22 protein-coding genes and 2 pseudogenes are annotated in these 22960 nt (G+C 51.6%); 10 read left to right on the top strand and 14 right to left on the bottom strand.

The window, feature by feature from the left end:
• Positions 1-2: 2 nt before the first annotated feature.
• Together VI01_RS23565 and VI01_RS25260 are read right to left on the bottom strand one after the other, a co-directional pair.
• Entirely contained in the window at positions 3-401 is a 399-nt protein-coding gene (locus VI01_RS23565) for an H-NS family nucleoid-associated regulatory protein (RefSeq protein WP_045816870.1), read from the bottom strand.
• A gap of 491 nt (positions 402-892) precedes the next feature.
• Positions 893-1063 (bottom strand): annotated as a pseudogene (locus tag VI01_RS25260) (HipA domain-containing protein); the annotation flags it as partial.
• A 228-nt stretch (positions 1064-1291) separates the two neighbouring features.
• Here VI01_RS25260 and VI01_RS23570 point away from each other — a divergent pair.
• The 4 genes from VI01_RS23570 to VI01_RS23585 all read left to right on the top strand — a co-directional run bounded on the left by VI01_RS23570 (position 1292) and on the right by VI01_RS23585 (position 5861).
• Positions 1292-2521 (top strand): MFS transporter, encoded by a 1230-nt coding sequence (locus VI01_RS23570; RefSeq protein WP_045816871.1) that lies wholly within the window; start codon positions 1292-1294, stop codon positions 2519-2521.
• A 26-nt stretch (positions 2522-2547) separates the two neighbouring features.
• On the top strand, positions 2548-3609 hold the full coding sequence (locus VI01_RS23575) for a sugar phosphate isomerase/epimerase (protein WP_045816872.1): 1062 nt from the start codon (positions 2548-2550) through the stop codon (positions 3607-3609).
• Complete coding sequence (locus VI01_RS23580; RefSeq protein ID WP_045816873.1) at positions 3610-4761, top strand: Gfo/Idh/MocA family protein; 1152 nt, start codon at positions 3610-3612, stop codon at positions 4759-4761.
• A gap of 119 nt (positions 4762-4880) precedes the next feature.
• The gene (locus VI01_RS23585; protein ID WP_045816874.1) at positions 4881-5861 is read left to right on the top strand and encodes a LacI family DNA-binding transcriptional regulator; all 981 of its coding nucleotides are present in this window, start codon (positions 4881-4883) and stop codon (positions 5859-5861) included.
• A 4-nt stretch (positions 5862-5865) separates the two neighbouring features.
• Here the strand turns inward: VI01_RS23585 and VI01_RS23590 are convergent, their stop codons facing one another.
• The 3 genes from VI01_RS23590 to VI01_RS23600 form a co-directional block, all read right to left on the bottom strand.
• Complete coding sequence (locus VI01_RS23590; protein ID WP_045816875.1) at positions 5866-6711, bottom strand: sugar phosphate isomerase/epimerase; 846 nt, start codon at positions 6709-6711, stop codon at positions 5866-5868.
• A gap of 310 nt (positions 6712-7021) precedes the next feature.
• Positions 7022-7309, bottom strand: coding sequence for a DUF1330 domain-containing protein (locus VI01_RS23595; RefSeq protein ID WP_045816876.1), 288 nt, complete (start codon positions 7307-7309; stop codon positions 7022-7024).
• Positions 7309-7989, bottom strand: a complete 681-nt coding sequence (locus VI01_RS23600) for a GntR family transcriptional regulator (protein ID WP_045816891.1) — start codon at positions 7987-7989, stop codon at positions 7309-7311. The genes VI01_RS23595 and VI01_RS23600 overlap by 1 nt, the downstream gene beginning before the upstream one ends.
• Before the next feature lie 520 nt (positions 7990-8509).
• Between VI01_RS23600 and VI01_RS23605 the strand changes: the two genes are divergently transcribed.
• The 6 genes from VI01_RS23605 to VI01_RS23630 all read left to right on the top strand — a co-directional run bounded on the left by VI01_RS23605 (position 8510) and on the right by VI01_RS23630 (position 15057).
• Entirely contained in the window at positions 8510-9112 is a 603-nt protein-coding gene (locus tag VI01_RS23605; RefSeq protein WP_045816877.1) for an amino acid synthesis family protein, read from the top strand.
• Positions 9084-9911 carry an alpha/beta fold hydrolase gene (locus VI01_RS23610; RefSeq protein WP_045816878.1) on the top strand — a complete coding sequence of 276 codons (828 nt, stop codon included), beginning with the start codon at positions 9084-9086 and terminating at the stop codon, positions 9909-9911. Before VI01_RS23605 ends, VI01_RS23610 begins: the two co-directional genes overlap by 29 nt.
• A gap of 3 nt (positions 9912-9914) precedes the next feature.
• Positions 9915-10856, top strand: a complete 942-nt coding sequence (locus tag VI01_RS23615) for a flavin reductase family protein (protein ID WP_045816879.1) — start codon at positions 9915-9917, stop codon at positions 10854-10856.
• Positions 10853-11890, top strand: a complete 1038-nt coding sequence (locus VI01_RS23620; RefSeq protein WP_045816880.1) for an LLM class flavin-dependent oxidoreductase — start codon at positions 10853-10855, stop codon at positions 11888-11890. Before VI01_RS23615 ends, VI01_RS23620 begins: the two co-directional genes overlap by 4 nt.
• A gap of 11 nt (positions 11891-11901) precedes the next feature.
• The gene (locus tag VI01_RS23625; RefSeq protein ID WP_045816881.1) at positions 11902-13368 is read left to right on the top strand and encodes an aldehyde dehydrogenase; all 1467 of its coding nucleotides are present in this window, start codon (positions 11902-11904) and stop codon (positions 13366-13368) included.
• Positions 13369-13644: 276 nt separating this feature from the next.
• Positions 13645-15057: a cytosine permease gene (locus VI01_RS23630; protein ID WP_045816882.1), complete on the top strand. Its 1413-nt coding sequence runs from the start codon at positions 13645-13647 to the stop codon at positions 15055-15057.
• 470 nt (positions 15058-15527) lie between these two features.
• On the opposite strand, the pseudogene VI01_RS25985 reads toward VI01_RS23630, so the two are convergent.
• From VI01_RS25985 to VI01_RS23675, 9 genes and pseudogenes are all read right to left on the bottom strand, one after another.
• Positions 15528-15671, bottom strand: a pseudogene (locus VI01_RS25985) (DNA polymerase V subunit UmuC); the annotation flags it as partial.
• A gap of 996 nt (positions 15672-16667) precedes the next feature.
• Complete coding sequence (locus tag VI01_RS23645) at positions 16668-16922, bottom strand: biofilm development regulator YmgB/AriR family protein (RefSeq protein ID WP_045816883.1); 255 nt, start codon at positions 16920-16922, stop codon at positions 16668-16670.
• Between the two features lie 98 nt (positions 16923-17020).
• A complete protein-coding gene (locus tag VI01_RS23650; RefSeq protein WP_045816884.1) occupies positions 17021-17293 on the bottom strand; it encodes a hypothetical protein in 273 nt (90 codons plus the stop codon).
• 156 nt (positions 17294-17449) lie between these two features.
• On the bottom strand, positions 17450-17689 hold the full coding sequence (gene ycgZ, locus VI01_RS23655; protein ID WP_034827610.1) for a regulatory protein YcgZ: 240 nt from the start codon (positions 17687-17689) through the stop codon (positions 17450-17452).
• Positions 17690-17949: 260 nt separating this feature from the next.
• Complete coding sequence (locus VI01_RS25645; RefSeq protein WP_197079619.1) at positions 17950-18123, bottom strand: hypothetical protein; 174 nt, start codon at positions 18121-18123, stop codon at positions 17950-17952.
• A gap of 349 nt (positions 18124-18472) precedes the next feature.
• Complete coding sequence (locus VI01_RS23660; protein ID WP_045816885.1) at positions 18473-18709, bottom strand: DUF2171 domain-containing protein; 237 nt, start codon at positions 18707-18709, stop codon at positions 18473-18475.
• A 1372-nt stretch (positions 18710-20081) separates the two neighbouring features.
• Positions 20082-20339 carry a helix-turn-helix domain-containing protein gene (locus tag VI01_RS23665; protein WP_045816886.1) on the bottom strand — a complete coding sequence of 86 codons (258 nt, stop codon included), beginning with the start codon at positions 20337-20339 and terminating at the stop codon, positions 20082-20084.
• Positions 20340-21247: 908 nt separating this feature from the next.
• Entirely contained in the window at positions 21248-21424 is a 177-nt protein-coding gene (locus tag VI01_RS25125; RefSeq protein ID WP_072050593.1) for a DUF3606 domain-containing protein, read from the bottom strand.
• A gap of 453 nt (positions 21425-21877) precedes the next feature.
• Entirely contained in the window at positions 21878-22384 is a 507-nt protein-coding gene (locus VI01_RS23675; protein ID WP_045816888.1) for a DinB family protein, read from the bottom strand.
• Positions 22385-22960 lie beyond the last annotated feature (576 nt).

Consider the following 22960-nt stretch of genomic DNA (forward strand, 5'->3'; position numbering starts at 1 on the left):
GATTAGATAAGAAAATCATCGAGAGATTTGCCGGCATCAACAGCGGCTTTAATCACTGCTGGCGTGCGACCCTGACCGGTCCAGTGCTTCTCAACACCTTCTTCCGTGTATTTATATTTAGCCGGACGTGGTGCACGTTTAGCGCGAGTTTTACCAGTTGGCGTTAATGCTCCCAGCAGTTCATTAGGGTCAATCCCATCTTGCAGCAGCAGTTCACGATATTTAGCCAGTTTTTCTTCTTTTTCACGCACGGCAGCTTCGCTGGCGTTGTTTTCTTCACGGCGCTCTGACACGACGACAGTGAATTTTTCCAACATTTCTTCCAGATCTGCAAGCTGCACTTCACGTGCCTGCGCGCGAAGCGTACGGATATTGTTTAACGCTTTAAGTGAATCACTCATGAACTTCTCCTGATATTTTGTCGCTAAAGGAAATAAATTAAGTGGTACAGTAGATAAAAATTAGGGAAGAGTATATCGATGTTACCCTCTTTGCAGAAGTACAATACATCAGATATCAAGAATAAAGCCCAGAAAGAGTCAATTTTTAGATATTTCTCAAAGTTCCGGGTTGTGGCTGGTGTTGAGACGTCGATAATTGACCACTGAACGCTATTTTAACCGTCAGCGATTTGAGTATTTGGTTATATTTTTAAGTATGCAGGCTCAAAAAATCTATGTTACCCGGTCACAATGATCGTCACGACCCACCTTCCGGGAAAGCAAATGTTAATAATGACTTAATTAATGATCGGGCATAGCATTCCACCTTTGAAGTCATTTCACGATGCGTCAATGCTAATCATATTATGGTATGTAAGAGAGTAATGGCGGATAGTGCCGCAATGTTTGCCTGGTGAAAGGATGCTCGTGCGGATTTAAGACAGAGAATATCATGCAAGTAAGATGTTTAATTTTTTATGCGTGTGACTCTGGAAGGTCAGATCGTAAGCCGTTGAGACTTGCCACTCTTCATTTTTATTGAGTGTGAAAGCGAAATTCCTCGCATGATCATCCTGGTTGTTCATGATGACGTTAAATACTCTACGACGGGCCTGGACTTCACGCTGTTTTGCGGAACGCGCCTAAAGAGGTACGGTTGTTTTAAATTCGAACAAACTCATCGTTAAGGGGTTTAGTCCTCAGAGGGTTTTCGTGGTCCCCCAAGCCTGTCACCAACTCACACTTTCCACCTAAGTCAAAATTTGTGATCAACCCCTATGAATTCAATTTTGTAATCGATTACTTTTTGTTTGTCTACTTTTGTAATCGATTACTTTTGGGGGTTGGATATGGTTGCTGCGACACAAGGCACCGCGCAAGACCAGGCAGTGCAGCGTATGCTGGTCCCACGGCTGTCACTAATGATGTTCCTTCAGTTCTTTATCTGGGGCAGTTGGTCGGTCACGCTGGGATTGGTGATGACCCAGCACGACATGTCCTTGCTGATTGGTGATGCTTTCTCAGCAGGCCCGATTGCTTCCATTCTTTCGCCGTTTGTTCTCGGCATGCTGGTGGACAGATTTTTCCCTTCGCAAAAAGTCCTGGCAGTGATGCATCTGGCCGGTGCGGCGATCCTGTGGTTTGTCCCCCAGGCGATGATCGCCGAGAACGGTGCGCTACTGATCGGCTTACTGTTTGGCTACACGTTGTGCTACATGCCCACGCTGGCATTGACCAATAATATTGCCTTCCACAGTCTCGCCAGCAGCGAGAAGAGTTTCCCGGTGGTGCGTGTATTCGGCACCATCGGCTGGATTGTCGCTGGCCTGTTCATCGGGTTCACGGGGATTGCTTCCAGCGTCAGCGTCTTCACGGTGGCGGCGATTTGTTCCGTGGTGCTGGCGCTCTATAGCCTCACGCTGCCGCATACGCCCGCACCTGCTAAAGGTATGCCATTCAGACCGCGCGATCTGTTCTGTGCTGATGCGTTTGCCCTGCTGAAAATCCGTCACTTCTTCATTTTTTCGCTCTGCGCCACGCTGATTTCCATTCCGCTGGGCACTTACTACGCCTACACCGCTTCCTGGCTGGCCGATGCCGGGGTTGAAAACGTTAGCTCACTGATGTCCTTCGGCCAGATGTCTGAAATCTTCTTCATGCTGGTGATTCCGCTGCTGTTCCGCCGACTGGGCGTGAAATACATGCTGCTGGTCGGTATGTGCGCCTGGTTTGTACGTTACGCCCTGTTTGCCATGGGCATGGGCGAAGAGGGACGTGCGCTGATTTGGCTGGGGATTCTGCTGCACGGCGTCTGTTACGACTTCTTCTTTGTCGTCGGCTTCATCTATACCGACCGCATCGCGGGAGACAAAGTCAAAGGACAGGCGCAGAGCATGATTGTGATGTTCACCTACGGCATCGGCATGCTGCTGGGTTCGCAGATCTCCGGCGCGCTCTATAACCATCTGGTCGCGGGTCAGGTATCGGCCGCGAGTTGGGGCATGTTCTGGTGGATCCCGGCGATCGCGGCTGCCGTGATTGCCGTGCTGTTTATGTTCACATTTAAGTACCGCGATTAAGTTTTGGTTGTTACTGGAGGTGGTTTTTGAAAACGTTAAAAGGTCCGGGCATTTTCCTTTCACAGTTTATCGGCGCTGATGCCCCGTTCAATTCGCTGGGAGGACTGGCGAAATGGGCATCCGCCTTGGGATTTCAGGCATTGCAGATCCCGTGCAATCACCCGGCAATATTTGATCTGCAACGCGCGGCCACCAGCCAGACCTACTGCGATGAGGTGCTGGGATTGCTGAAGCAGTATGGATTAAGCATCAGCGAGTTATCGACACATCTGGAAGGGCAGTTGATCGCCGTGCATCCCGCGCATGATGCCGCTTTTGATAATTTTGCACCGGCACACGTCCGCGGCAGGCGAGACGCGCGCACGGCCTGGGCAACCGAGCAGGTTAAACATGCCGCAGCCGCCTCCAGCAAGCTGGGGCTGACTGCCCATGCCACCTTCTCCGGCTCGCTCGCCTGGCCCTATGTCTATCCGTGGCCTCCGCATAACCCACAATTGCTGGACGAGGCCTTTAAGGAACTCGCCCGTCGCTGGCAGCCGGTGCTGGATGTTTATGATCAGCATGGCGTGGATGTGTGTTACGAATTACACCCGGGTGAAGATCTGCATGATGGTGTCACCTTTGAGCGTTTCCTTGCGCAGGTTAACCATCATCCGCGTTGCAATATCCTGTTTGATCCCAGTCATCTGCATCTTCAACACATTGATTACCTGCAGTTTATCGATATTTATCATTCGCGTATCAAGGCCTTCCACGTCAAAGATGCGGAGTATCAGCGCAACGGCTGCAGCGGGGTTTATGGCGGCTATCAAAACTGGATCGATCGCGCCGGGCGTTTTCGTTCGCCAGGCGATGGGCAGATTGATTTCAAAAGCATTTTCAGCAAACTGGCGCAGTACGACTTCAACGGCTGGGCGGTGCTGGAGTGGGAATGCTGCCTGAAAGATGCGGAAACCGGTGCGCGGGAAGGCTCCGAATTCATCCAGCGACATATCATTCCGGTCACCAGCCGTGCCTTTGATGATTTCGCCGCACAAGACGACAGCGGCAGTATCCGTTTGCAGCTTGGACTTAAGGAGGAGTCATAAATGATCAATGTGGGCATTATCGGCAGCGGATTTATCGGTCCCGCGCACATTGAGGCACTGCGGCGTCTGGGCAACATCAATGTTGTGGCACTGTGCGACTCAACGCTGGAGAAAGCACAAGCCCAGGCGGCGAAGTTACACGTGCCGCACGCTTATGGTGACGTCGTCACCTTTTTGCAGCATCCGAACCTGCATGCTGTGCACAACTGCACGCCCAATCACCTCCATGCTGCTATCAATAAGCAGGTTTTACTGGCCGGTAAACACCTGTTCTCGGAAAAACCTCTTTGTATGACGATGGACGAAGCCCGTGAATTAGTGGCACTGGCTGAACAGGCCGGCGTGGTAAACGGTGTCAGCTTTGTTTACCGACAGTTTGCCATGGTGCAGCAAGCCGCCAGCATGGTGCGCAGCGGCGAAACAGGCCGCACCTTTGCCGTCCAGGGCAGTTACTTACAGGACTGGATGCTGGAAGAGACCGATTACAACTGGCGTGTGGATGCAGATAAGGGCGGCGCATCGCGCGCGGTGGCGGATATCGGTTCCCACTGGTGCGACACCGTCCAGTTTGTCACTGGCCGCAAGATCGTGTCGGTCATGGCTGACCTCGCGATCGTCTGGCCAACTCGCAAAGCCAATCTGGCCGGTCAGGCCACCTTCAGCGCTCAGGCGCAACAGGCGCAGTATCAGGATTGTCCGGTGAATACGGAAGATCTGGGCTTCGTGCTGCTGCGTTTCGATGATGGCAGTAAAGGCTGTTTGAGCGTTTCTCAGGTGGCGGCGGGGCGCAAAAATCGCCTCTATCTGGAAGTGAACGGCAGCCAAACCTCGCTGGCGTGGGATCAGGAAGTGCCGCAGCAGTTGTGGATCGGTCATCGCCATCAGGCTAATCAAACGCTAACGGACGATGCATCATTAATGAACCGCGATGTTGCCACCCGAGCCCGCTTTCCCGGCGGGCACATCGAAGGCTGGCCAGATGCATTTCGCGCCATGATGCAGCAGTTTTATCAGGCGGTAGAGAAGGGTGAGATGCCCGCGCAAGATGAACGACACTTTGCCGACTTCAGCGACGGCGCGCAGGTGATGGCCATCGTTGAGGCGATCGTACAAAGCCATCGCGACCAACGCTGGGTCGACGTCAGCTTTTGAGACGCAGGCGCGTTCCGGCGCGCCTGATCTCCCGTATCAGTCATCCCGCCTAACTTATTGTCCCGCGTCGATTTATGGTAGCCTGCAATTCAGAAACTGACGCAGGAAGTTGAGTCATCATGTCCATTCAGAAAATCGCGAAGCTGGCCGGTGTTTCCGTGGCCACGGTGTCACGCGTGCTTAACAACAGTGACACCGTAAAGGATAAAAACCGGGATAAGGTGCTGGAAGCCATTAAAGCCAGCAACTACCAGCCAAATCTGTTAGCACGCCAGCTGCGCACGGCGCGGAGCTCAATGGTGCTGGTGCTGGTTTCTGATATCTCCAACCCGTTTTGCGCTGAAATTGTGAAAGGTATCGAAGAGCAGGCAGAACAGAACGGCTATCGCATTTTGCTGTGTAACTCCGGTTCCGACATCAATCGCTCCCGCTCAAGCCTGCAACTGCTGGCAGGCAAAATGGTGGATGGCGTGATCACCATGGATGCTTTCACCACGCTGACGGAACTGACACAGCTGATTGGCAACATGCCCTGGGTGCAGTGTGCCGAATACGCGGATGCCGGCGACATCTCCTGTGTGGGCATCGATGATGTCGATGCTTCGCGCCAGCTGGTGGCGCATCTGGTGGCCAGCGGACGTAAACGTATTGCCCTGATCAATCATGATCTGAGCTATAAGTACGCCCAATTGCGTCAGCAGGGCTATCAGCGGGAGCTGGAACAGCGCGGGCTATCCTGGCAGGCGGTGAGTTACGCCAGTGATTTAAGCTACAACGCGGGTAAGCGTGCGATGGAAGCGTTACTCAACGCCGATACGCCGCCTGATGCGGTATTTGCCGTATCGGACACGCTGGCGGCTGGCGCGATGGCGGCTATCCAGTCTGCGGGATATCAGGTTCCACAGGATATTGCCGTTGCCGGCTTTGATGGCTCGGAACTGGCTGAAATGATCTCTCCACCGCTGACCACCATCGCGCAGCCATCGCGCGATATTGGTCGGACTGCGTTCAGCCTGCTTCTGCAGAAGATTGACGATCCCCAATCGCAAACTGAACGCGTCATGATGGACTGGCACCTGATCGTGCGTGCCAGTGCCTGATCGGTTAATGCGGCAGTTTTTCCAGCGCCGCCCGCAGATTCTGATGTGAAGTGGTGATAATGCTCCAGGCATCCTTCGGCTTGTCGTGCTCGATGATAAACCACTTCACGCCGCTGGCTTTGGCGGCAGGCAGAATAGTGTTCCAGTCCAGCAAGCCTTCGCCCAGCGGCGCAAAATTCATCTCATCGTCGCGGATGCCTATCGACGCATTATCCTTGGCGTGAATCGCATAGATCCGTCCCGGATAGGCTTTCAAAATGCGCGCCGGATCCTGGCCTCCGCGTGAAACCCACGCCGCGTCCATCTCCAGTTTGAGATTTTCTGCCTGTGAATGATTGAAGATAATCTCCAGCGCGGTCACGCCATCGTACTTCTTCATTTCGAAATTGTGATTGTGGTAAGCGAGTTGGATGCCGTCTTTACGCAGTTTCGCGCCGAGTTTATCCAGGCGTTGTGCATAGTCTATCCAGGCTTTGGTGCTGTCCGGGCGATCTTCCGGTTTAATCCATGGAACCACGATGGTGTGATTACCCACCGCTTTATTGAACGCCACGGTCTGCGCGTAGTCGCTTTCCAGTGCCGTTAATTGCACGTGAGATGAGGTCACGGTCAGGTGATTTTTATCCAGCAAGGATTTCAGCTCTTTGGCTTCCAGACCATGGGTGCCTACCAGCTCAACGTGCTCGAAGCCCGCTTTATGGGCCATGGCGAACTGTTCAGCTGGCGTGCCGACATGACGTAAGGTGTACATCTGAAGTCCAATTTCATCTTCAACGCCCGCTGCTAACGCCTGTGAAGGCACAGCACTAAGCATGGACAACATCCCCACCAACACCATCAATCTTTTCATCTTTATTCAGCCTCTTATGATAAGTAATCGATTACAAATTAACTTAAAGTAATCGATTACAAAATTATCCGTGCTGATTTTGTGATCTGTGTTCAGATTATGGGAGGGTTAACAATCTGGAAAATTTAAATGATGAGGACTGTAAAAAGTGAAGGTACGCGCCGAGAAAATGGACGAGCTCAGGCCACTCCTTTACTCGCAGCCTTGCAGTTTGTTCACATTGAGGGTGAGCAAGGAGGAGAGATAACCTGATACCCATCCTCTATGCGGTTCATCATGGCAGATTCATACAATGCGGCTATCTACAAACCTACGCCAGCCCATCCACAATGGTAATCATGGCTTTTGCCACGCCCTCACGCTGTTTTTTGGCTAACTGATACTCGTCGGAATGATAGCAATCCAGTGCCGTTTGATAATCAGGGAATTCAATGATGACATGCTTCTTAAATTCATCACCCTCAAGTGAGGTGGCATTTTCACCGCGAGCAATAAATTTCGCCTGATATTTTTTAAACGCAAGCGGTGCCAGCTCAATATAATTTTGGTACTGCTGTGCATCCTCAATATTGACGTGGGCGATCCAATACGCAGACATTATTTTTCCTCGGCAGTCAGAATAGTTTTAGCCAGTGTGGCAGCTTCAGAGAGATGCTGTTTAACGGCTTCTTTCGCTTGTTCAGCATTGTTTTCTTCAATCGCTTCATAAATACGCGACATACGTTCAAAACCCGCCACCTGACGCTCAGGGCTGCGCAGGGTCAGTGCGCGCAGTCGGCTGATACGGCTGTTTAGCCGTTGCACGATTTCCCACGCAATATGATGTTTTGCAATGGAAAACAGCGCTTCATAGAAAGCCTGAGACGCTTCAACGCGTTCGATGTCATCATGATCGTGCGAGGCTTTAGCGATGCGCAGTAATCTTTTATGCAGGTTTTTTTTATCACTGCTGGTGGCTATTTTTGCGCAATCCTTCGCCGCTTCAGACTCCAGCAGCATACGAATATCGTAAATCTGCTCAGCAACGTCCCAGGTTAATATTGCAACAATCGGCCCTTTTTTCGGCAGGTTTTCAATTAAACCCTCCGCTTCCAGATAACGGATTACTTCGCGCACCACGGTACGGCTTACACCCAGCTCATCACAAAGTGAACGTTCAACCAAACGGTCGCCGGCTTTAAAGTATCCCGAAATAATGGCCTGGCGAACTTTAGCCAATGCCAGTTCACGCAATGTTACGGGCGTATTTTCAATTTTTAGGGAATGACTCGCATCCATAATCGTCTCTTCGTTGAAATGCAAAAAATTCTGCCTGAAGTCAATATCATGTCTTGCCAGCGTTTTAACTATTAGCACTGTTTCTGTTCTGAAAGCAACGCCGCCTTTACTCTCATTGCCACCACTGTCTATCGATTCCTCTCCGACGCGCCAGTTGAAATCAGCGTTAGCTCACAGTTTCATCATGCGGCCGGGGCACGAAATAAAAATATCCTTGAGGAATAATCAAAACCACGTGAATTCATACCGTTATAAAACGACTGCGCCGATAGGTCGTGTGATTTTTATGACCTTAGTCACACTCACTTCGCTTCTCAAAAAGCCCATTACGCATTGCCCTTTTACTCCCCATCCCCCCAGTTACGGCGGGGATTAGCGTCGACAAAGCATAGCAAAATCTCCGGCAAATTTTAATACCGTATGATGGTATACCATGTTTTGACATGCCAAAAGTCTCAGTGTTATATCCTTTCCCGACACACCAGATTAACAAACCGTTAACTTGAATGAGGCTTTAACCATGCATCCAGATATACGCAAGACGTTCGTTACCACCGAAACCATCTACTCCGACGGCGGCAAAGCGGCCACCACGCCGCTGGTGATGATTGCGGCGGCTGCCGTGGTAAAAAATCCGTGGGCCGGTGAAGGCTTCGTAGAAGACCTCGCACCGAAGATTCGCGAAATGGCGCCGGTACTGGGCGAATTGCTGACTGGCTTGATCGTGAAAGAAGCGGGCGGCGGTGACAAGGTGGTGGCTTACGGAAAAAGCGCAGTGGTGGGCTTAAACGGCGAACTGGAACACGCGTCAGCGCTGATTCACACCCTGCATTTTGGTAACCATTATCGCTCTGCTGTGAAGGGTAAAACCTATCTGGCCTTTAACAACACCCGTGGTCCAGCCAATACACCGATTCTGGTGCCAATGATGGGCACGGATGATGAGGGCACTCGCGAACACTACCTCACCATGCAGTTCAACATCAACGATGCGCCATTCGCAGACGAGATTGTGATCGCGCTGGGCGCGGCACTGGGCGGCCGTCCGCATCATCGTATCGGCAATCGTTATCTTGACCTGAAAGAGTTAGGCCATGACCAGAAAAACCCAGCAGCTATCTGAGTTAGGTCTCCAGGTCAGTTACCTGGAGGCTGGACAGGGCACGCCGCTGGTGTTGATCCACGGTGTCGGCATGAATGCCGATGCCTGGTTCCCACAAATGGACGTGCTGAGTCGCTATTTCCGTGTGATCGCGGTGGATATGCCTGGCCATGGCGAAAGCAGCGGTTTTCGTCATCCTGCCACCTTAAAGGATTACGTGCAGTGGCTGGCCCAGTTCTTACAGACACAGCCTGAACGCAGTTTTGCCATCACGGGACACTCAATGGGCGCACTGATCACCGCAGGTATCGCTATCGATTATCCGCAGTTGGTGAATCACGCGATTGTCATGAGCGGCGTGTTTAAGCGTAACGACAGCGCGCGCAATGCGGTGTTGAAACGCGCCCAGGAGTTAGCGAGCGGCAATGTGCGGCTCGATGCGCCACTGGATCGTTGGTTCAGTGACGACCACCACGAACAGCCCCTGCGTCAAAAAGTGGGAACGTGGTTGCAGCAGGTGAATCTCGACGGCTATGCACGCGCCTATCAGGCGTTTGCGGCGGGAGACCGCTTCTATTCTGAGCGCTGGAATGAAATGCAATGTCCGGTGTTAGTGATGACCGGTGAACTGGATGCCAATTCGAATCCAGACATGACACGCCAAATGGCCCAGGCAGCACGGCAGGGACAGGCAGTGGTGGTCGCTAACGCTAAACACATGTTGAACCTGACGGATGCAGACAGGGTGAACGAGGAAATTTTGTCGTTCCTCAAGCCGGTTGCTGCCGCCGTCACGCAAAAAGAGCCTGTAAAGGAGTAACTTATGGACGCAGATAAACGCAGACAGTTACGTGACGCCTTTGGCGCCTTCATGACCGGTGTCACCGTGGTCACCACTAACGATGCACAAGGGCAGCCGATTGGCTTCACCGCAAACTCGTTCTCGTCGGTGTCACTTGACCCCGCGCTGCTGTTGGTGAGCATCGATAAGCGCTCCGCGAATTTCGAAAACTTCACGCAATGTCCGCACTTCGCCATCAACATTCTGGCGGAGCAGCAGAAAGAGATATCGAATATCTTCGCGCAGAAAGTGGCCGATCGATTCTCGCTGTTGAAGTGGCGCAAAGGGGAGTTCAACACGCCGTTGCTGGATGAGAGTTCAGCCTGGTTTGAATGCGCGATGCATCAGGTTATCGATGCCGGTGACCATGCGATTCTGATCGGTAAAGTAGAGCAGTTCGATTCCTGCGGTACGCCGGGCCTTGGCTACTATCGCGGCGCCTACTTCACGCCTTATCAGAATGCGGAATCCCTGATTGCCGGTCCTAACGTGGTGGTCAGCGCGTTGATTGAATCGGCGGGCCAGGCGTTAGTGGTGAAGAAAGAGAACGGTTATGGCTTGCCGTCGCAAACGGTCAATAACCGCAGCGTCAGTGAAACGCTCAATCTGTTGTTCACTGGGCTGAATATTGAGGCCAACCCAGGGTTTGTCTACTCCATCTGGGAAGACCGCCAAAAGAAACAGCAGCATATCGTGTTCCTGTGCGCACAGCCGACGGGCAGCACCTTGCCAGCGGTACCGCAGGGCGAATGGGTGGATGTCCACACGCTGGCGCAGCTGCCGGTGCCGGACAGTGCGCTGAAATCACTGGTCGATCGTTTTATTCGCGAAAATGCGGTGGGCAATTACGGTCTCTATTACGGTGACGAAATCGAAGGTTCTGTGCGTCACTTCTTCACCGCGTCTCATCAGGAGGTGGTATGAAACTTTCCCTGTTCCTGCACATGGAACGCGTGTCAGCCGATGAAGCGCAGGACAAGCTGTACGATGAGATGATGGAGTTATGTGAAATCGCGGATAAAGGCGGCTTGCACGCTATCTGGACCGGCGAGCACCACGGTATGAATTTCACTATCGCGCCGAATCCGTTTATCAACCTGGTGGATATCGCCAGCCGCACCCAAAACGTCCGTCTGGGCACCGGCACCATTATCGCGCCCTTTACCCATCCGATCCGTCTGGCGGGTGAAGCGGCAATGACGGACCTGATCACCAAAGGGCGTCTGGATTTGGGGATTGCACGCGGCGCGTACTCCTATGAATACGAGCGCCTGATGCCAGGGATGGATGCCTGGGAAGCAGGTCAGCGGATGCGTGAGTTGGTGCCTGCAGTCAAAGCGCTGTGGAGAGGCGACTACGAGCATAAAGGTGAGTTCTGGAATTTCCCGTCCACCACTTCCTCGCCGCAGCCAAAACAGCAGCCGCATCCGCCAATCTGGGTGGCCGCGCGTGACCCGAACAGTCATGAATTCGCAGTGAAAAACGGTTGTAACGTGCAGTGCACGCCACTGCATCAGGGCGAAGAAGAGATCACGCGTCTGATCACCACCTTCAAAGCAGCCTGTCAGGAATATTCCCCTGAACAGCCGCTGAAAATCATGCTGCTGCAGCACGGTTTTGTGGCCGAAGACGAGGCCGATGCGCAGCAAGCGGCAGTAGAACTTAATCGCTTCTACAACTACTTCGGTGCCTGGTTCAAGAATGAGCGCCCGGTGCAGCAGGGGCTGATCAAGCCGTTGAGCGAGGAAGAGATCGCGGTGAACACCTATTACAGCGTGGAAGGGATGCGGAAAAATCTGGCGATTGGTAATCCTGATCAAGTGATCGCCCGCCTGAAAAACTATGAGGCGATGGGCTACGATGAGTACGCCTTGTGGCTGGATAGCGGCATGACCTTCGAGCGTAAGAAAGCCTCGCTGGAACGCTTTATTCAACACGTTGCACCTGCATTTCACTAAGCGGAGACGTCATGGAATCTTTCAAACTCTACATCGACGGCCAATTTGACGCTGGGGCTGCGACCTTCACCTCGTTGAATCCGGCTACCGCTGAGCCGTGGGCCACGATTGCTGAAGCACGCAGCGAGCAAACCGACCGCGCAGTGCAGGCGGCAGCCCGGGCTTTTGAATCCGATGCGTGGCGCGGCTTAACCGCCGGTGCGCGCGGCAAATTGCTGCTGAAGCTGGCGGATTTGATTGAACGCGATGCCGCCAAACTGGCCCGTCTTGAGACGCTCGATACCGGAAAAATCATCCGTGAAACCCAGGCGCAGATCGCTTACGTGGCGGAATACTATCGCTTCTATGCCGGACTGGCCGACAAGATGGACGGTGCCACGCTCAGCATCGACAAAGCCGACATGGAAACCTGGATTAAGCGTGAACCGGTTGGTGTGGTTGCCGCGATTATCCCCTGGAACAGCCAGCTGTTTCTCTCCGCGGTGAAAATCGGCCCGGCGATTGCGGCCGGCTGTACGGTGGTGGTGAAGGCGGCTGAAGTCGCACCGACGCCGCTGCTGGGATTTGCTGAACTGGTGCATGAGGCCGGTTTCCCTGCGGGCGTCATAAACGTGATCACCGGCTTCGCGGAAGGCTGTGGCACCGTGCTGACCCAGCATGCGCAGGTAGATCACATCGCCTTTACTGGCGGTGCAGATACTGCACGTCACATCATTCGCAACAGCGCGGAAAACCTCGCCAGCACCTCGCTGGAATTAGGCGGCAAGTCTCCGTTTATCGTGTTTGCCGATGCCGATTTGGAAAGTGCCGCCAATGCGCAGGTGGCCGCCATCTTCTCTGCCTCAGGACAAAGCTGTGTCGCGGGCTCGCGTCTGCTGGTGGATGAGCAGATTAAAGATGCCTTTATTGAAAAACTCACCAGTAAAGTGCGCGGTATTGTGATTGGTTGCCCGCAACAGCAGGAGACGCAGTTTGGTCCACTTTGTACCGAGCGCCAGAAAAGCAATATCGAGCAGGTCGTGAGCCGCAGCATTGAGCAGGGTGCGCGTCTGGTGATTGGCAATCAGCCGATTGATCGACCGGGATTCTATTTCCCACCCACCATTTTGGATTGCAGTGCGGTGCCAAATGCAGAAAGCGTGGTGCAGGAGCTATTTGGTCCGGTCTTGTCGGTGCTGACCTTTAAAGATGAAGCCGAAGCGATTCGTTTAGCCAACGGCACAGAGTATGGTCTGGCGGCAGGCGTATTTACCCAGAACCTGACGCGCGCCCATCGTGTCACGCGTAAGTTGCGCAGCGGCGTGGTGTGGCTGAACACCTATCGCGTAGTTTCACCGCTGGCGCCTTTTGGCGGCTACGGTAAGTCCGGTTTCGGTCGTGAAGGTGGCATAGACGCCGCGTTGGAATACACCACCACCAAAACGGTGTGGCTGCGCACCAGCGATGAGCCGATTAGCGATCCCTTTATTATGCGCTGATGGGTTAAGGTGCGCTGACATGCGCACCTTGCGGGAATCTGGTTTGCATTTATCAATGCGCACTCTACCAGAAATAACGTTGGAATTATCAGTGTCGTTATTTATAACGACCGTTACTTGTACAGTTGTTGAGCATTAATTAGCACCGGGAGTCTTACCGCCAATTCTTTAATAAGAAGACGAAAATGCATTCGTCGGGATGGCTGTGGCTTTTTTTCGCGAGGAAAGTTTTACCCACATTAAAAAACAATCCTACTTTGAGAATTGGAGGGTACGGTGAATACACAACCACGTCAGAGTCAAATTATAGAAAATAAGTCGGTGGATTATGTTCCGGAATCGGAACGCCACGGTAAATCGCACAGTTTATTTACCTTGTGGTTCTGTACCAACATTGCACCGCTGGCGGTCGTCAGCGGTGCGATTGCCACCGAAACGTTTCATCTGAATGTTATTTCCGCATTAACCGCGATTATTGCCGGTCATCTGTTTGGCGGGATCTTCCTTGCGTTAACCTCTGCACAAGGGCCGAAAGTCGGCATTCCACAAATGGTGCAGAGCCGCGCGCAGTTTGGTCGTTACGGTTCGTTACTGGTGATTAGCTTTACGACGGTGATTTATCTCGGGTTCTTTATCTCGAATATTTCGCTTTCCGGTAAAGTTATCAACAACGTCTTCCCATCGATGCCGGTAAGTAGTGCCACGGTCATTGGCGCAATTCTTGCCACCGCCATTGGTATCGTTGGTTACCATTTTATCCATCGCATCAATAAAGTCGGTGCATGGATTATGGGGGCGGCGCTGATTTTGGGCCTGGCGCTGATGGTGTCTCAACCCTTGCCGGCAGACTTTTGGTCTCGTGGCAGCATGAGTGCCGCAGGCTGGTTCGGCACCTTCTGTATCGGAGCGGTATGGCAAATCAGTTTCTCGCCCTATACCTCTGACTACTCACGCTATCTGCCCGCCAATGTCGGTATTGCACGCCCGTTTATTGCCACCTACCTGGGTGCCTGTGGCGGGACTATTCTGGCCTTTATTTTCGGCATGATGGCGGTCAACATCGCACCAACCAGTGATGCCATGATGTCAGTGCGCCACGCCACTGGCTGGCTCGGACCCATTCTGATGGTGTTGTTCCTGGTCAATATTATCTGCCACAACTCAATGAATTTGTATGGTGCGGTATTATCACTGATTACGGCAGTACAAACATTCCGCCCACACTGGACGCCGGGTGCGACGGTGCGATTAGTGGTTTCAGCGCTGGTATTAGTGGGAAGCGTATTAGTCGCTCTGGCAGCATCACAGAACTTTGTTTCGTTCTTTATTAACTTGATTCTGGCATTGATTGCGGTATTGATTCCGTGGATTGTAATTAATCTACTGGATTTTTATTATGTGAATAAGCAAAAGTATGACGTTGAAGCGATATTTCGTGCAGACGGCGGACGTTATGGATTGCTGAATACCCAGGCCTTGCTGGTCTACTTCGCCGGTGTTTTAGTGCAGGTGCCCTTTGTTGAAAATGCATTCTTTTCTGGTCCCTATGCGAATATAATTCCTGGCGTGGACATTTCCTGGATCATTAGTTTTGTGGTGACAAGTATAGCTTATCCAATATTTCATCGGGAAAATGAGCTAAGACTAGTTAGCAACCGGAAAAGTAAGGCGCCAAGAGAAATCCAATAAGCAGAGTGCGTTAAGGTTTAATTTAAAGATGCAAGTCCATCCGCTTATCTAATACGCTATGTAGTTTAACGAACCGCTTTGACTTTGCAAACCGGTAATTATAATGTCGGCCTCTGTAAAAATAGAGCACATTTCCTACTACTAGCATTACATAGGTACAGTTTGCTCCGCACGATGCCAGCTATGGCGTATTGGCATCCCGTGTGCCAAATTGATTTTAGCAACTTGGCTGCAGCATCAATTAGGTTACGTTTGTCCTGCGTGCCTTCACGCGGTTAACATAACTTAAAGCTGCAGGATTTTTCCTTTTGAAAAACTATCTGCAAAGTTCGGGAAGAACGTTTTACGTTTTGGATTGCCAGTTCCCTGCTACGAGCAAGCTTTAGCTAAGACAAATGTCACAGAGATGCAGGAAACAATGCTTATCTGCGTTTTTCACTTGTGTTATGAATAAATGAGCGCCTAAGTCATTTGATTTTCAATTCCACATAACTGGCGCTGCGTGCGACCACGCAGCCGTCGTTATTCGGCAGCACCACAACGGGTTTATCGCGCAGGCTCAGACGAAACAGTACCTCACAGCTGGCGTAAAACGAGTTCATCGGGCCAAACATAGGCATCGTAACCTCCAGAGCGCGCGTGCTGTTAAACCACCAGGTGAACACGCCGAGCAGCTGCAGCTCTTCCGGATAAATTACCGGGTAGGCCGAATTCACCGGCAGCAGCGCGAGCCGGTGCTGCTGCCGGCGTTTAACCACAAATTCATCTTCCACCTCAACGAGTACAAAGTCAACTTGCGACGCCTACTCGGCCCGGTCAACCACCATGACGTCGCCGTCATAAAGCCAAAGGCCCGCATGCTGCTGCCACTGGCGCGTACGAAGAACATGGCGGCGTGCCAGCGGAATGCAGTGCTCTTTCAGGTCCAGATTTTTTCGACATAATCGGCGGCAGGTGAGGGGGAATCCCGCAGCACATGGCTCGGCATATAATGGTAAGTGTACGCGCGGTATGAAAACGGGGAGCCAGAGTAGCGTCTGGCCGGGGGCGTATTTCGCGGGTTTCACAACCTTGCTCCCGTAACAATTCCAGGGCAACGTGTTAATGCTGTATGCAACTTGCGCATAAATCCCCCTCTTAATGGTGCTCGTTATATGTACAGTATTATTGAGCGGCATTTATCTGGCAAGAGAAAGCCTGACGCGCTATCCGGGAGTAGTGTTTATCTGGCTGAGGCGGCTACAAAATATTATTTCAGGCAAAATCCTATCACAGGGCTTATGATGATATCGGGTCAGGTGCCGCGGGGAGGCGCCTCCTGACTGTACACAGACAGCCCGGCGTTCCGCCGCCGGGCTTCATTATGCCGCACTGCCGATTTATGTTCATCATCAGCCTACCACAGTGACTGAATCCACTGATCTCACTGTCTGTGATGAAGGGAGCATCGTCACGGCTCGGTTTGGTACGAAGCAGTGCGTTTAACATTCGCCCGGTACGATCTGGCTTACGTTCGCCTGAGCATCTTGGCACCAAATGAAAAAAAGCCTGCAGAGCAGGCTGTTGTCAGACGGTTGAAGCGTCTCGGGCGTTAAATGCGGCAGGGTTAACTATTCATCATTAATGTCGTGCGGATAGCCCACCACGATCTCAAGCGCACCGCGCAGAACGTCAAGCCTGACTACGTCTGAAGTACTCTCCAGCTCCGCTATCAGGGCTAGGATGATGTCTTTTCGCAGCACGCGTCCACCCCGGGCCCTCAGGCTTTCGAGTACGACACAGATAACTTCTGTTTCAGGGGCCACCTGGTCGCCACGTTTACTGAGCGCCCGCAAGATTTCTTGTTCTGTCGTGTTCTGTTGCATAACCCATAGTCCAGGATAAACAAGGTTAAGATCGCCAGTAACGATCCGTCTCTGCAGGCTCCTTCCTGCCTCCGTGACATGACGGAGAATACTGGTATTCAGTGCCGACGTGTGCCCGGCGGCGGCCTGTCTTCGGTCAGGAACAGCAGTTCGGGATTCAGCAGCTGGCGCGTCGCCGGCAATGCGGCATTGACTTCATCCAGCGCCATCCGGAGTACTTCAGCCCGTTCCGGGCGGGTTTCGCCGGCTGCCATCTCCATCAGCCTGACTGCCAGCGTTACGCCGGACACCGGCGCATTCTCGCTGAGCAATCCGGCCACAGCCTCACCAATAGCAATATCCATCATCTTTTCGCTTTTATTTCTGTACATACCGCTTTCCGGGTGTCAGTAAAGGGGCACAATACATTACCGGCCGCCGCTTACGAGGCTGGCAGATGTTCCATCCGGGCAGTCCGCGCCGGATTTAATATCCACAATAAAATGAGGTCTGCGGTGCAATGCTGAAGCTTGACTTCAGACCGGCTGTTAGCGGCCAAAGAGCAGGCCGATTAGCGTACGGTAATGCTGTTCTTCTTCCGCTCCGCCCGCCAGCTCCAGCCGGCGAACCAGTTTCGCGCAGATGGCCGGCCGGTTCAGGGCGGCGCCGCTGCGAAGAATTTCAACCACAATTTGCCCCAGCGTTTCCTGCTGCGAGGGAAGCTGTGCTTCGGTAAAATAACGGGCAATGTCTCCCACAGTATCAGGCTTATGGCTGTTCTGGCGCATGATTATTCTCTCGAAAAAGGGACGGTTAAAATATGGTCGGGTGCTTATGCGCGGAAAGTTATACAAAAATTATAAACCTGTACAGATATATGTTGCAGGATGTGATGAATTCTTTTGGCAAAAGATGCTTATACTTATAAAACAAAGGGGTATGGGGCAGGGGATTTAGCTTAATTGCTACAGAGGTGTCGTCCCTGACAGTTTCTCCGGCCGGAACGCGCAGATCGCGCCCGATACGAGGCTAGTCTTACATTGTCGTGTCACGGCCGGAGTCGGTCTGGGTTCCTGTTTGTATTATCCGTCAGTTTTCCTGACCCGTCATCGTCATCCAGCACAGCCTCCTCGCGACTGCTGTACTGACGAAATCCCTTGAGCCAGCGTCTGGCGTCAAAGATTTCCTCAAACTTCGCATCGCTGACGTCATCGTCAGCCATCGCGGAGAGCCCCTTTATGAGATGTCCTGTCCGGCGACCACCAGGCTGACCGCTGCCTCTCCGATAATGATATGGCCTTTCTCATCGTCGTGATAAAACACAGCAAATCCTCCATTTCGGGAAAATAACAACCTCAGGATTCGCTGTAGACGCAACTGGTGCATTCACCAGAAGAAAAATCTGTCATATGGACAAAAAATAAAATATTGGGTTCAGATGGCGGATTTTAAGGGAGTACATCAGAATATAAATGCGTGAGAAAAAATGATGTGTTCAGTACCAGGGAATTTTGCAGTAATAACTATAAAGCGTTAAAAGTTTGCCGCGGCGTTCTGCCGCGGCGGTTTGATCAAACGGCCTGCCACTCGCTCTCGACTTCATCCTTGGATTTGGAAAGAATCACTTTATTGTCATCCACTTCCTTCACCCAGCTGAAAGGAATGATGTGATGCTGGCCACCGGCTTCCGGGTCACTTTTTGCCAGTTTGATTTTGTCATCGCCTTCAAAATGGTCAACGATACCCACGTGCTCACCGTTAACGTCCACTACCTGGGCATGGTCCAGAACTTCTGATTTATCAACCATAGTTAATCCTTAGTTTCGTCTGCTCATAGTGAGTTTTACCCGCCAGCCTGACGGATACACACTCAAAATATAGGTTATTTATCTGCATTTTTTTAAAACTAACAAATTGAAACATTCGGCCGGGCATCTGTAGGACGTTTTTTACATGGAAAACGCGGGGTGTAAAAGCGCAGAATAACGGTCATTAAGGGGTGAAAGGTCGGATTTATTTTGCAGATTCATTTGACAGCCGATACGTACAGGCCATGATTATTGCACTGTGTCTTAAGATCCAGTAATGGTTAGGTGAATCGTTGAATTATTCCCGGGCTCGCCCCGGGTTTTTCAAAAACATATCCCGTACTCATCCCCTTTACCTTCATGCCATTAACAGAGCTTCAACCGGCATCTTCCCGGTCAGGAAGAATCATTGAAACGGCAGGCCTTGCCTGAATAACGCGGTACAAATCTGCCTAAAAAGCGTTAAAACATACTGAAATCTTACCGGAAGAAAAACTTTTCTATATCCTGACATTTTATTCGATTAAACCCCACTATAATGACACGGCAAGCTAGGTGTCAGGATGATGCCGCACTGGTACCAGATGGCCCGGATTTATTCCGGGCCTTTCTGTTTCTGCAGTCTCTTATTTCACCTTCCCCGCAAGTTGATCTGACAACTGTCCCAAGCGTAAGTATTGCAGCGGATTTCTCATAAACGATGGTACATAACTTGTGCGGCTGCCGATATCCTCTTATGCTGGGTCTATGACCTTTACGGACCCCGAGGCTTTATGGATGGCGGCACCTCGCCCGGCAGATTTCTGGCTTAACTGCTCGCTGAACATGACATGACGGTAAAATCACTTCGCCTCATATCCGGTCCGGCACAGCGGGAAGTCTAGTCACTATTGTGCGATCGTAAGCCGGTAACGCCGGCCATGGCAGAGAAGCTCGTGTGTGTATTTTACTCGCCCAGATTTTGCAGCATCAGGCAGGCTATGTGGCAGTTGTGGCGGGAGGGTGCTCAGTTACCTGGAGAGCGCGATACCTGAACGCAGTGAATGTGCTAAATTTTACAGTGCCGGTACGGAATTTCTCACCCCAATTTCACCAGGGCGTTTAATAAACTGTAACCGTACCGGCACCTTGCCTTGTCAAATCAGACACTTCCTGGCAAAAAATAACGCGTCGGGCGCTATGCTTACCTCGTGTGTTATTCCTCGTGCCAACACCAATGTAACGTATTGCAATAGCTGACATGCTCTCAGGATCCAACATCACCGGCCTCAGACCGGAAGTGTTTACTCCTGTTACTCCCGGGCCAGCCGCTCGGGATTTTTTTATCCGCTGTTTTCTGTTTTTCATCCGCGGTCAGATCACGTCGGCCCGGTCAGACTTCCGCACTGACGCTTTCCGTCATCTCGCCGAGGAGATGCAGCAGACGTTCTGCGCTCAGCTGCTGAGACCTGAGTGCAGGCATCATCCCGGTAAGCGAAAGCGTCACCGTTGCCAAGGCCACCGCGCGTTTAATCTCTTCTGCGTTTTCATAGCTCTTGTACGTACGCAGGCTCACGCCGAGCTCTGCCGCCGCGCGCTCCCGGCTCCAGAGCATTCTCCTGCGCCACTGCCGCAGATGCCATCCTGTCATGCATTCTCCTTTTACAAGCCTGAAAAAGTGCAATTACTGCACTTTTTCATTATTTCTTAATTATGGTGTTTCACTGTCCCGATGACCGTCCGGAAAACCCTGTATGAACTGTCATGTGCGAAGTATGCGTGAGAGCAGCGTGCCGGGCATCTCCTCTATGACGGCACTCAGGCAGAGCGCTTTCAGCAGCAGGGGCGACTCTTCTAAGCCCGAATAAAATATTCAGCGTTACCCGAACTCAGAGACAGGGGGTATGTTCACGCATGATATGCGACGCGGTCGCATCCCCTCAGCGCTGCACCTGTGGCTTCTCTCATCATCATAGTCGGTAGGGTTATTTTTTCCGCAAAAAACAGCTGATATTGTGTCCCGGTTCCAGCCATTGATACGACGGCTGTCAGCCTGCCCGAAAAGACCTGAATCAGGCTGACGATTGAGATTGCTTTTATCGAAACGTAATTAATTACAGTTAGCTGCCATGTCTGCAGGTATGGTTGTCTTGGCAGTGTACTTTGAATCTTTAGAAACGCATTCGCTTCCGGAATGATGCTGATTTCGACGTATGATATGTCGAGGGGGGAATTTAAAGACGTCCATTGTGAATATAATGCCCGACATTGAACCAAAGATGCAGGATGGCCGCAAGAAATTACAGAGTCGACTGAAACCTGAGTTGAGGGTGCCCACCATTCTGGCCTGCAGGGTTGATCACAAAGAGGAAAGCGTTTTGGTTAAACTGTTATTTCAGAGTTCTCTGTTTCGGATCCAACTTCCGGCTAATTCCCTTACAGCCAGCCTGACTTAATACGAAGAGTGTGTCACGGAACTGTCCGGGTACAGTCACGCTGCACTCACAGGCGGCCCGATATAAATAAAAAACCCACCGGGAGGTGGGTAAATCAGAAAGCTCAGTGTAGGAGATAGCGCTTAACGGTTTCCGGGTCTGTGCCCACCGTTTTGAGAGCTTTCACCAGCTTATCCTGCGTAGTCTGTAAAGTGAGCATCCAGTATGTAATCTGCCATTGTTCATTTATCACAATGATCTTTTTATCTTCCGGCTCGCGGCGGTGAAAAATGTAACTCATCAAAACCCCGGATTAAGGACAAAACGGCTTATTTGCTGTGTGACGCAGACGAAGAATGGCACTGAAACTGAGAGGATTAAAATTGAAATGACTGACCGTAATGAGCAAAAATTTTTATCAAAAAAAAACCCACTTAATGAGTATCAGTGGGCCTGTTTTGTTCACGCCGGAACAACGCTCTCTCGCAGAGGTGGGGTTAAGCACTGCTAATGTCGCACACCAATCTAACATCGCATTGCCTAATCCGTAACCCTATAATTTGCAAAGATTGCTATTTAAGATTAGGTCGCTTTCCTTCGGAATGTTCTCATCCAGAAACCCCTGGGTGTAAGTCTGTTAACTTTTCTGCTGCAATTCCATCAGTAATTGATTAGCAGGCCTGATGCCTGATTTCGCCCTGTTTTGGCCGGCTGGCCCGGTTTCAGGTTAAACTTTGAGATTAACGCTATTCTGTCAGCCCCTTTTTTCGACAGAAGTCATCTGTTCACGCAGAAAATGTGACACTACGTCCTGAGGGGGCTTAACGCCACATGCATGGATAAGCCAGCTCACCGCGCCGCGATGGCGCGTACCATGTAGTATCACCTGCTCGACAAGGCTGAGGGGGCTTGTCTGAGCCATCTTTTCGTCTCTGCGCCGATAGATTATGGGGCGATCCCAGGCTTCCGCCGTCATGCCGGCCGCATATTCAATAAACCATCCGGAGCAGGCCAGCATGCACGGCACCAGTACTGCTTCCTCAGGCATCCTGCGCGGTCTGATATTCGGCTGGTAAGGCGCTTCCCCCGTCAGGTTGGCACGAATAAGCATGTCAGTGGCGTGCATGTGGTACATGAGCCTGAGCATTTCCCGACGTTCAGCGCGGAAACGGCGCGCGTCCGTTTCGGCAATGGCGCTGAGCATCCCGGCATCCATCCAGCGCTTGTACTTCAGTAATGTCAGGGCGGTGACTCTTTGCATGATCTTTTCCAAAGCGTAATCACGGCCGTCAGAGCGGTAACGTGTAATACGAATTTAATTAATCCAGTGCTGTCTGGGGATGATAACCCGGTACTCCTTCCTGCCAGTCTTTTCTGCGACAGCCAGGGTTCTGACTGGGAATTTACATTCATACCTCATCGGGCTCAGGATATACCTCCCATATGGAAGGCCGGGCAGGGGAGCCTACAGTAACAGCCTGAAGATAGGTAATGGCGGGTGAGGCGAATCAGAGTGTAGACGCGTATAAGAATTGCGGCAGGCCGGTGAGAAAATTCTTGTTGGATCAGGTATTCACCTCCCGGAAACGGCCAGCAGAAACATATAAACGGATGATGCTGGCGTCAGATAAAAGCAGCCGACCGGGTCAAACGTCCATTCCTGATAGGTTAATATGGTCAGCAAACTTCATGACTCTATTGAGAAAAACGAACTAAAAAATTTCTGACTGAATGGCTGCAGCAGGGGGACAGAGTCCCGTCTGACTATTTTATTATGATGTCAGAAAACAAAGCCCGACTGGCTGCTATGCTATGAACACGGTGAATCCCTCTATGC

The organism is Pantoea sp. SM3, from assembly GCF_000963995.1.
Classification (GTDB): domain Bacteria; phylum Pseudomonadota; class Gammaproteobacteria; order Enterobacterales; family Enterobacteriaceae; genus Pantoea; species Pantoea rwandensis_B.

Excerpts from the sequence above, each read along its gene's own strand:
- VI01_RS23565 (WP_045816870.1), bottom strand. The coding sequence starts at position 401 with ATGAGTGATTCACTTAAAGCGTTAAACAATATCCGTACGCTTCGCGCG.
- VI01_RS23570 (WP_045816871.1), top strand. The coding sequence starts at position 1,292 with ATGGTTGCTGCGACACAAGGCACCGCGCAAGACCAGGCAGTGCAGCGT.
- VI01_RS23580 (WP_045816873.1), top strand. The coding sequence starts at position 3,610 with ATGATCAATGTGGGCATTATCGGCAGCGGATTTATCGGTCCCGCGCAC.
- VI01_RS23585 (WP_045816874.1), top strand. The coding sequence starts at position 4,881 with ATGTCCATTCAGAAAATCGCGAAGCTGGCCGGTGTTTCCGTGGCCACG.
- VI01_RS23590 (WP_045816875.1), bottom strand. The coding sequence starts at position 6,711 with ATGAAAAGATTGATGGTGTTGGTGGGGATGTTGTCCATGCTTAGTGCT.
- VI01_RS23595 (WP_045816876.1), bottom strand. The coding sequence starts at position 7,309 with ATGTCTGCGTATTGGATCGCCCACGTCAATATTGAGGATGCACAGCAG.
- VI01_RS23600 (WP_045816891.1), bottom strand. The coding sequence starts at position 7,989 with ATGGATGCGAGTCATTCCCTAAAAATTGAAAATACGCCCGTAACATTG.
- VI01_RS23605 (WP_045816877.1), top strand. The coding sequence starts at position 8,510 with ATGCATCCAGATATACGCAAGACGTTCGTTACCACCGAAACCATCTAC.
- VI01_RS23610 (WP_045816878.1), top strand. The coding sequence starts at position 9,084 with ATGACCAGAAAAACCCAGCAGCTATCTGAGTTAGGTCTCCAGGTCAGT.
- VI01_RS23615 (WP_045816879.1), top strand. The coding sequence starts at position 9,915 with ATGGACGCAGATAAACGCAGACAGTTACGTGACGCCTTTGGCGCCTTC.
- VI01_RS23620 (WP_045816880.1), top strand. The coding sequence starts at position 10,853 with ATGAAACTTTCCCTGTTCCTGCACATGGAACGCGTGTCAGCCGATGAA.
- VI01_RS23625 (WP_045816881.1), top strand. The coding sequence starts at position 11,902 with ATGGAATCTTTCAAACTCTACATCGACGGCCAATTTGACGCTGGGGCT.
- VI01_RS23645 (WP_045816883.1), bottom strand. The coding sequence starts at position 16,922 with ATGCAACAGAACACGACAGAACAAGAAATCTTGCGGGCGCTCAGTAAA.
- VI01_RS23650 (WP_045816884.1), bottom strand. The coding sequence starts at position 17,293 with ATGTACAGAAATAAAAGCGAAAAGATGATGGATATTGCTATTGGTGAG.
- ycgZ (WP_034827610.1), bottom strand. The coding sequence starts at position 17,689 with ATGCGCCAGAACAGCCATAAGCCTGATACTGTGGGAGACATTGCCCGT.
- VI01_RS25645 (WP_197079619.1), bottom strand. The coding sequence starts at position 18,123 with ATGGCTGACGATGACGTCAGCGATGCGAAGTTTGAGGAAATCTTTGAC.
- VI01_RS23660 (WP_045816885.1), bottom strand. The coding sequence starts at position 18,709 with ATGGTTGATAAATCAGAAGTTCTGGACCATGCCCAGGTAGTGGACGTT.
- VI01_RS23665 (WP_045816886.1), bottom strand. The coding sequence starts at position 20,339 with ATGACAGGATGGCATCTGCGGCAGTGGCGCAGGAGAATGCTCTGGAGC.
- VI01_RS25125 (WP_072050593.1), bottom strand. The coding sequence starts at position 21,424 with ATGAGTTACATTTTTCACCGCCGCGAGCCGGAAGATAAAAAGATCATT.
- VI01_RS23675 (WP_045816888.1), bottom strand. The coding sequence starts at position 22,384 with ATGCAAAGAGTCACCGCCCTGACATTACTGAAGTACAAGCGCTGGATG.